Source organism: Streptomyces sp. MBT53 (genome assembly GCF_016654115.1).
Taxonomy (GTDB): domain Bacteria; phylum Actinomycetota; class Actinomycetes; order Streptomycetales; family Streptomycetaceae; genus Streptomyces.
Map to the genome: position 1 here is coordinate 1 of NZ_JAEQAZ010000368.1, position 3,770 is coordinate 3,770.

Consider the following 3,770-nt stretch of genomic DNA (forward strand, 5'->3'; position numbering starts at 1 on the left):
GAGTCGCGGTCACGACCTTCGACACGCTGCACACCCTGCCGACGCCGGAGAGCCGGAAGCCGGAGAGCCGGAAACCGACGCGCCGGCAGCCCAAGGGCGAGGCCCCGCCCGGCCCCACCCCGGGGATGCTCGTCGTGGACGAGGCCCACTACGTGAAGAACCCGGACACCCGCCGCACCAAGTCGGTCGCCCTGTGGACCGAGCGCTGCGACCGCGTGCTCTTCCTGACGGGCACGCCCATGGAGAACCACGTCGACGAGTTCCGCACCCTCGTCCGCCACCTGCGCCCCGAACTGCTGCCGACGGTCCGCAACGGCACGGCGGCTGCCGGACCGCAGGCCTTCCGCAAGTCCGTCGCCCCCGCCTACCTCCGCCGCAACCAGGTGGACGTCCTCACCGAACTGCCCGCCCTGGTCGAGGTCGACGAGTGGGTGGAGCTCGGCGCCGCCGACCGCGAGGCCTACGACCGCGCGGTCGGCGCCGGGAACTTCATGGCGATGCGCCGGGCGGCCTACGCCGACGCCGAGAAGTCGGCGAAGCTCCAGCGCCTGCGGGAACTGGTCGCCGAGGCCGCGGAGAACGGCGTGAAGGTGGTGGTCTTCTCCTACTTCCGGGATGTGCTGACCACGGTCCGCAGCGCACTGGACGGGCCCGGCACGCGGGTGACCGGGACGATCTCCGGGAGCGTCCCGGCCCTCCGCCGGCAGCAACTGGTCGACGACTTCACCCAGGCCGGGGGGCACGCCGTGCTGCTCGCCCAGATCAGCGCGGGCGGGGTCGGCCTCAACCTCCAGGCCGCCTCCCTGGTCATCCTCTGCGAACCCCAGGTCAAGCCGACGGTGGAGCACCAGGCCGTGGCCCGCGTCCACCGCATGGGCCAGATACGCACGGTCCAGGTGCACCGCATGCTCGCCACCGACAGCGTGGACGACCGGCTCCTGACCATCCTCAAGAACAAGGACCGCCTCTTCGACCGGTTCGCCCGCCGCAGCGACCTCGCGGACGCCACGCCGGACGCGGTCGACATATCGGACGCCACCCTGGCCCGCCGCATCGTCGAGGAGGAACAGCAACGGCTGGCGGCCGAGGCCAACTGACCTTGCCTGTCAGGTCAGTTGGCCGTCACGGGCACTCGGCCTCACGAGCGCACGTCGAGCTCGGCAAGTGCGGCACCCGTGCCGCCGCGCACGGTGACACGGACGTACCGGGCGGGCGTCCCGTTCGGGGCGTGCCATGCGCGGCCGTCCGCCGAGACCTCGACCGTGTAAGACCCGGGGCGCTTCGTCCACGTGGGCCGGACCGTCCCGAGCCGTACCGGGCGGCCCAGGTCGACGGTGAGCGAGGCGCGGTCGGCGCCCGGGGACCAGGCGGTCGCGGGGCTGCCGTCCACGGCGGCCTCCGGGTAGCGGCCGGACTCCGAGGAGGTCGCCGTCGCGGGGCGGCAGCGGGCCAGGTCGGTGGTCGGGGTGAGGTCGGGGCGCCGGGTCTTCAGGGTGACCGTGCCGGAGAGGGTGCGGCGGCCCTCGGGGGTGTCCAGCACGAAGGGCGCCCCGGAGCGCAGCCGTACGGTCGTCGTCCTCGCACCGATCGCGATGTCGTACGTACGACCGCGCCAGCGCAGGCCCGACAGGCGTACCCCGTCGGCGAGTTGGGGCGGCAGGCTCGGGTCCAGGTGGAGGGTGTCGGGGCGCAGCCGGAGGCCGGTCAGGCCGTGGGTGAAGACCTGGAGGTAGCCGCCCTTGCCGGTGAGGAAGTCCTGCGCGGGGGAGCCGGCGAGCGGGTCGGACGCACCGGCCTTGTCGCCGCGCGACTCCGAGAAGAGGGCGAACGGGCCGCGGGCGAACGGCTGGTAGGCCCGCCGGAGGTAGGTGTACGCGGCACAGCCGGGTTCGCCGACGGCCGCCGCGTCGATCGCGTGGACGGCGTCGGTCATGGCGGGGCCGTCCGGATCGGTGCGCTGGGCGTAGTAGTCGAGGGTGGAAGCCCCGGCACCGGCCGGCATCGGCCACTCCAGCGGGTAGACCAGCAGCACGGTGTCGGCCTGCTTGATCCCCGAGCCGTCGTAGCCGTCGTACTGGAGGAAGATCTTGCGTTTCGGGTCGTAGGGGATGCGGAGGTGGTTGGCGATGGTGAGCCAGTCGGCGGGGGCGGGCCGGCCCAGGGTGCGGGCCGCGTCGGTGGCGGCGCGGAGGGCGGTGGCGGCGACGGCGTTGGTGTAGACGGCGTCGTTCACGCCGTTGCTGTACTCGTCCGGGCCCGCGACCTCCTTGATGGAGTAGGAGCCGTCGGTGTTCTTCGTGACCCGTGAAGTCCAGTACTGGGCAAGGCCGTTGAGGAGTGGCCAGCCCTCGGTGCGGAGCCAGGCGCGGTCGCCGGTGGCGAGGTAGTACTGGCGGGCGGCGAGGGCGATGTCGCCCTGGAGGTGGTTCTGGGTGAGGCAGTGCGGGGGCTGCCAGCTCTGGCACTCGTTCCACAGCAGACCGTGGCTCGCGCTGGTCCACGGGAAGAACAGGCCCTTCACCGCGGTCTTCGCCGCGTTCTCGGCGGCGGCCGCGCGGGTGCGGAAGCGGTAGTCGAGGACCGGGCGGGCGAGGTCGGGGTGGGTGGTGAGCAGCGACGGGAACATCCAGGTCTCGGCGTCCCAGAAGATCATGCCCGCGTAGTTGTCGCTGGTCAGACCGGCGGGCGCGATGCTGTTCCGGGCGCCGGGGCGCAGCGCGGACAGCAGCCCGTACTGGGCGGAACGGGCCCAGAGTTGCAGATCCGGATGGCCAGGCACCTCGATGTCGGACGACCACAGCGCCCGCCACGCGGCGGTGTGCGTGGCGAGCAGCGCGTCCCACCCGCGCCGAGCGGCCCGCCCGGCGGCGTCCTGGGCGGCGGCCCGGGGATCGCGCGAGGTGAGGGTGGTGTCGACGCCGACGTACTTGGTCGCGGTGTAGGTACGACCGGAGCGGACCGGCAGGACGGTCGTCTGACTGGCGCTCAACTTCCTGCTTCGGACGGCACGTTGGGGAGTGCCGGGCGCGTCCAGCACGGAGGCCAGCGCGCCGTCGACCCCGGTCCCGTCCGTGCGGAACGCGACGCCGATGGTGTGCGCGCCGACCGGGCCGCCCGCCGTCGGCGTTACACGGCGGGCGCCGCGGCCGTCGAGGCGGTCGGTGAGGGTGAGTTCGCCGTCCCAGTGCGGGGTCACGCGCAGGTGCACGGCGCCGGTGTGCTCGCTGTCGCGGGAGGTGAGGACGTCGTAGACCAGGTCGGTGCGGCGGCCGTCCTTCGTCGTCCAGGTGAGGGACGTACGGACGTAGCCGCAGCGGAGGTCCAGGGTCTGGCGGTACCCGGTGATCCGGCTGCCGCTGCCGTACGTCTCGGCGCCCGCCGTCACATCGAGGCCGGTCCAGGTCGGGAGGGCGGCGAGGGCCTCGCGGCCCGCGGTGTTCGCGGGGCCCCGGGCATAGAGGCCGGAGACGAACGCGCCGTCGTAGCGCGGTGTGTAGAGCGGCCAGCCGGTCTTCTCGCCGGACGCCGCGTAACCCGCGCCGACGGGCGGGACCCGGGTGCCGAGGTAACCGTTGCCGACGTACGGGTGGTAGGTGTCGGCCGGGTCGATCCGGGTGGCCGAGGGCGCCCAGCCGGACGCCCCGCAGTCGTCGCGGGGGAGGGGCGCGGCCGAGGCCGGGGTCAGCGGGAGCAGCAGGGCGGCGGCGAGGAGCGGGAGCAGCAGACGGGGTGGCTTGGTCACCGTTCGACGATGGGCTGCGGGGAGGGAC

General features: G+C 73.5%; 2 protein-coding genes. One reads left to right on the forward strand and one right to left on the reverse strand.

Annotated features, from left to right (window positions below; all coding sequences use genetic code 11):
• A partial coding sequence (locus JHN45_RS50985; protein ID WP_201056298.1) for a DEAD/DEAH box helicase occupies positions 1 to 1,097 on the forward strand: 1,097 nt, incomplete at its 5' end.
• Between the two features lie 41 nt (positions 1,098 to 1,138).
• Here the strand turns inward: JHN45_RS50985 and JHN45_RS50990 are convergent.
• Positions 1,139 to 3,742, reverse strand: a complete 2,604-nt coding sequence (locus tag JHN45_RS50990) for a discoidin domain-containing protein (protein ID WP_201056300.1) — start codon at positions 3,740 to 3,742, stop codon at positions 1,139 to 1,141.
• Positions 3,743 to 3,770 lie beyond the last annotated feature (28 nt).